The organism is Halanaerobium sp. (assembly GCF_003070835.1).
In genome coordinates, this window is sequence record NZ_QBLR01000227.1 from 1 (window position 1) to 5,546 (window position 5,546).

At 31.3% G+C, this 5,546-nt stretch carries 5 protein-coding genes and 1 pseudogene; all 6 read right to left on the bottom strand.

Translation table 11 applies throughout. From position 1 onward, the window contains the following. Positions 1 to 308, bottom strand: a 308-nt coding sequence (locus tag CI949_RS15975; protein WP_290768117.1) for a galactokinase family protein, incomplete at its 3' end; no start/stop codon positions are given. 121 nt (positions 309 to 429) lie between these two features. Continuing rightward, the gene (galE, locus tag CI949_RS15980; protein WP_073159992.1) at positions 430 to 1,410 is read right to left on the bottom strand and encodes a UDP-glucose 4-epimerase GalE; all 981 of its coding nucleotides are present in this window, start codon (positions 1,408 to 1,410) and stop codon (positions 430 to 432) included. Between the two features lie 53 nt (positions 1,411 to 1,463). Further along, entirely contained in the window at positions 1,464 to 2,612 is a 1,149-nt protein-coding gene (locus tag CI949_RS15985; RefSeq protein ID WP_073159989.1) for an ROK family transcriptional regulator, read from the bottom strand. A 92-nt stretch (positions 2,613 to 2,704) separates the two neighbouring features. Continuing rightward, positions 2,705 to 3,865 carry a sugar MFS transporter gene (locus CI949_RS15990; protein ID WP_089716784.1) on the bottom strand — a complete coding sequence of 387 codons (1,161 nt, stop codon included), beginning with the start codon at positions 3,863 to 3,865 and terminating at the stop codon, positions 2,705 to 2,707. 135 nt (positions 3,866 to 4,000) lie between these two features. Next, the gene (locus CI949_RS15995; protein ID WP_089716783.1) at positions 4,001 to 4,579 is read right to left on the bottom strand and encodes a class I SAM-dependent methyltransferase; all 579 of its coding nucleotides are present in this window, start codon (positions 4,577 to 4,579) and stop codon (positions 4,001 to 4,003) included. Between the two features lie 245 nt (positions 4,580 to 4,824). Then, a pseudogene (locus CI949_RS16000) lies at positions 4,825 to 5,546 on the bottom strand (glycosyl hydrolase); the annotation flags it as partial.

Below are 5,546 nucleotides of genomic sequence, written 5' to 3' on the forward strand. Positions count from 1 at the left end.
TGAATTTCATCGACAACACCTAAAAGATAATTTGCCCAGACATTTTCTTGATCATATTCTAAATTATTCAGATCATATTCCACCAACTGATCATAATCAAGAGAATAAAATTTAATTTTTTTGTCAGGTCGCAGTTGAGCCAGCATTGTAATTTCTTTTTCTATTGCCATCGGCATTACAAAGCCATCATTATAATCTGTGTGCTCACCAATTAAGTTAACCCGTCCTGGTGCTGCATAAGCTCCATTTTCTAAATCAAAATCTCTAAAAGTGCTGTCAAATTTATCCCATAACTCCTTTTTATTCATTTTAACACCTCTTTATTAAATTTTATTATAGTCTTCCCCAGCATTTTAATTTTGCTGAGATAATATTATTAATATATTTAATAGGCCCGCTGATTAAAAATTAACTGCTCTATTTATCTGGTTATTCTCCAAATCCTCCTGATTTGTGCCACTGCCAGGCTGTAGATATTATTTTTTCCAATTCTGGAAATTCAGGCTGCCAGTCTAATTCTTTTTGAATTTTTTCTGAACTTGCAATTAAAACTGCTGGATCTCCAGCTCTTCTATCAGAAACCTCAACTTCAAAATCTTTTCCAGTTATTTCTTTTACTGTTTTAATAACTTCTTTAACCGAATACCCTTCACCATTACCTAAGTTATAGACTGCACTTTCCCGACCGGAAGCTAATGCTTCTACTGCCAAAAGATGAGCAGCCGCCAAATCACTAACATGAATATAATCTCTAATACAGCTTCCATCTCTGGTTGAATAGTCATCACCAAAAATATATATTTTATCTCTGATTCCTAAAGCAGTCTGCAGAACAATGGGAATTAAATGTGTTTCAGGATCATGGGCCTCACCAATTTTAGCTTCTGGATCAGCTCCGGCTGCATTAAAATAACGCAATGAAGTATATTTAATTCCATATACATCATCATATCTTCTTAAAGCTTTTTCAAAAAATAATTTACTTTCTCCATAAGTGCTTGTTGGTTCAGTCTTATTATTTTCTTTGATTGGAATTTCATCTGGTTCACCATAAACAGCTGCTGTGGATGAAAAAACAATATTCTTTACTTCATTTTTTACCATTGCTTCTAAAAGATTAATTCCATTAGCAAAATTATTCCTGTAATATTTGCCCGGCTTTTCCATTGATTCTCCAACAAGGCTGTCAGCTGCCAGATGAATCACAGCTTCAATTTCATTTTTCTGCATAATTTCATTTAGTAATTTCTGATCAGCTAAATCTGCTTCTATAAACTTACCCCCGGTTACAGCTTCTTTGTAACCTTTTTGCAAATTATCTAATGTTACCACCTGATGACCCTGATTAAGTAATATTTTTACCACATGACTGCCAATATAACCTGCTCCTCCAGTAACTAAAATATTCATAAACTGCCTCCTAATTTTTGATCAAATTATAACTTGATAATTTTAGAAATATTCTAATTTTTCATTTCAAAAAAATCATTCAATACTTTTTCTGCAGCTCCTACTGCTCCTGCTAAATTTTGATAATAAGCTGTTGTAATATCTAAATTATTAATTACCTGATTTAAAGAATCTTCCTTAATCTTTTTATACAGCTTTGTTAGTAATAGCTCTTCATATTCAGCAAATAGACCGCCTATAATAACGGCTTCTGGATTCAAAATATTTAAAACAACCGAAATTGCTCTTGCAAAATATTTTAAGGCATCATTAATAACCAAATTTGACTCAATCTCTCCTGCCTGATAGGCTATCATAATATCTGAAAAACTAATCTTTACTTCATTATTTTTTAAATTTTGATAACTAGAAATAATACTTTCTTTAGAAGCAAATGACTCTAAACATCCATATTTCCCACAATAACACTTAGGGCCATCATCTGCAATTTTAAGATGACCTAATTCTCCAGCTGCATAGTTATTACCGTAATGAATTTTTGATTTAAAAACCAGAGCTGCACCGATTCCTGAACCAGTATTAATAAAAATAAAATCATCTCTTCCCTGCCAAATTTCTCCGGCAGCCATCATTCTAACATCATTATCAATAAAAATTGGGTAATTATATTTTTCAGCCAAGATACTTTTAATATCAACTTCTCCCCAGTTAAAATGAGGTGTAAAAACCGAATAACCCTTCTCAGGATTTACTAAACCATGAATACCAAAACCTATACCAATAATTTTACTTGAGTCTTCCAGCTTTTTATTGTATTGTTTAATTAAATTAAAACTAACTTCTTTATATTCTTCAAAGCTATTATTATCCATTTGTATCTGATCATCTAAAATAATATCTGCTTTAAAGTTCAGCAAAACTGTTTTAATTGAATCGATTCCCCATTCTATTCCTATAGAATAAGCTCCATCAGCTTTCAAATTCAGCAGCATTGGGCGCCTGCCACCTCTAGACCTTCCAAGATCGGACTCCTGCACCAGCCCATAATTAATTAATTCCTTAACTAAATTGGTTACTGTGGCCCTGGATATTTTAAGTTTTTCAGCAATTTGAGCCCTCGAAATACCACCTTCATTTTTTATCAGAGCTAATATATTTTTTCGATTTCTCTTTTTCATATTTTTAAAACTGCCCTTTTCCATATTGCTCACTCATTTCTTTGTTAATTAAATAAATTAACTAAGTTAATTATAACATTTTATAATTTTTAAGTAAAGAAAGAAAATTCAATTTACTAAGCAGTCTCTTTTTTAGTTATATATTTCAAATAAGATGTTATTAATAGATCTGCTGCCAAAGCAATAACTAAAATAAAAAATCCGGCTCTTATACTGATAAAATCATTAACAAAACCTATAATCCAGCTGGCAAGAACTGTAGAACCAATCATACCTGCAGTTTGGGCAAAGCCAACAACTTTAATTCCACTGCTTTCAAAACTATCTAAGATTGCAGCCTGAGCAGTAGGAACCTGGGCTGCCAGAAAAATTCCTGAAAGTGGTATTAAAATAGTAAAGCTTCTACCGCCAATTAAAGCTGCTGCAATGGACAGAGAGGCAGCACCAGCAGTAAAAATAATAAAATTAAAATATCCTATTTTTTCGACCATAAAACTTGCTAAGAGCCTGCCGATAGTAAAGGTTATAAAAAATAGAGCTATATAAAAACTAATTTCCAAATCAGATCTCTCCTCAACATCTTTTAAAAAGGGTGCCAACCAGGTTATAATAGAAAATTCTACCCCTATTTGCAGAAATACAATTAAAGAAAATAAGATTACTTTAATATCTTTAAGCAGCTCTTTAGTGCTCCGCATAGTTTTATTTTTACTCGCTTCAATTTCTGGAACAGCAGCTGTTTTAAATTCAACAAAAATAATAACAAGTAAAATAGTTGAAAATAAAAAAGAATGGGCCCAACTGAAACCCAATTTTAAAACTAAGGTTACAAAATAAGGAGCAATTATTCCACCAAGACCATAAAATAAATGGAGAAGATTGATCATTTTGCCTCTGTTTTTGCTGTACGATATTGAAATCAGATTTACTGAAACAATATTTAAAAGTGTTAAACCTGATCCAAGCAGAAAAAATGAAAAAGTTAAAAAATAATAATTTGGTGATAAATAAATAGCAGCTAAAGAAATTATGTTATAGATAATCCCATAAAAAAGTAATTTTATTAAACCAAATTTCTCAATCAGCTTTCCACTTAAAAAATAAAACAGCATTGACCCAATTGAAATAAACGATAACAAAATGCCAAGTTTGCTGTAGTTTAGAGCATAATCTTCTATTATATAAGGACCAACCTGAGCTCTTAAATTATTTACTACTCCATTCATCATCATTATTGTAAATGCCAGGATCATTAGTCGCTGTTTGTTTTTTATCATATTTTCACCTTATTCGATATCTATTTCAAAATTTTTTTTCTTATCTTAAATCATTTCATAAATTGCTGCTAAAATCAACAAAACAGCCTCTCTTTTGAAAGAAAGACTGTTTTTGAATTATTCTATCTATATACATTATACTTTTCTACCGCTAACTAAATATGAATTGTAATCTATTTCTTTTATCTTGATATTTTTTATAGCTCGCTCTTCCAACATTGATTTCAAATCATCTTTTTCAATTCGGTGATGAAGAGGTGGTCCTTCTTCTCTTTGAGAGGGGTCCCATTCTATAAAAACCACCTTAGATCCTTTTTTCAAAAATTTAAAGTAATTATCTAAAAACTGATCTTTCTCCTCAACTTCATGAAAAAGATAGGCAAAAAGCATAAAATCTGCTTTTTGATGTAAATTAGCATCATTATCATCACTTTTACAAATCTCAATTCGATCTGAAAGACCAGCTTGTTGAGCCCGATGTTTTAAATCTAATAACATATCTATTTGAACATCTACTGAATAAACTTTACCCTTTTCTCCAACTATTTCTGCTCCGGGAAGAGAAAAAAATCCATTACCAGCTCCAATATCTATAAAGATATCCCCAGCTTCTAAATTTAATTCTGTCAGAAGTTGAGCTGGTTTCAAACTTTTAAGCCTTTTTTCTGCAAATAATTTTTTCTTTTTTGATGAATGAAATCTTTTACCTGCCATATAATCACTCCTATCAAATTAAATAAAAACTCAATTTTAAATAATACTAAAATTTATTATAATTATCTTTAATTTCTATTATTAATTATAACCAACTTTTCTGAGTTAAAAAGTAAAAGACCCTACAACTATCAAGATTGTAAGGCCTTTTACCAATCTATATTAATCTAATAAGGAGCGAATTTGGATTTTGATACCGGATGTTTGGATGTCTTTGCAAGTTCTCGGTACCAAAATAAAACTAATTATCTTCTGGCTTCCCAGGTGTCACACCAAACATTTTCATTATATGAGCCTTTAAACTCTGATTTACCCATAATTTTTTCTATAGTTTGTCTAATAACTTCACTTGTATTCCCATGTGCATTAATAAATGTTTTGATCATTGGTACATCTAAATAATGATTTGTATAATTTAAAGAAACAAATACAGTTGGAATTTCAGCAGCATACCAAGGCACTTCATTATCCATCGGTGACTTCCACTTAATTCGATAATTATTCTGCTGAGCATAACCTCTGACATCGGCAAATACAAAAGCTGCATCATATTTGTCTCTGTATTCCATAATCTTGCCCTTATCTCTTGACTCACCTTCGTTTAAATCAACTTCAAAACCTGCTTTTTCTAACTCTGTAATAATTCTATCTCTTGAAGATGTGTCGCTGTTGTAAATACCACCAAGTTCTCCGTATAAATAATACAATTTGATTCTAGGATGTGTTTCTGGAGTTATCGGCAGCTGACCCAAACTATCTTTTACCAGGGTTATAGCCTTATCAGCGGCTCCTGCTGCCATTTGATGGTGTTCATCCTGACCAATAATATCTAACTTATCTTCAGCTGGCATTAATTCATTTTTCTCTTCTTTTTTATGAAGATTAACTGCTGCTTTAAGCCCTAAAATTCTTTCTAAAGCCTCATTTAATCTTTGATCTGTAATTACACCATTTTTATAGCCGTCCA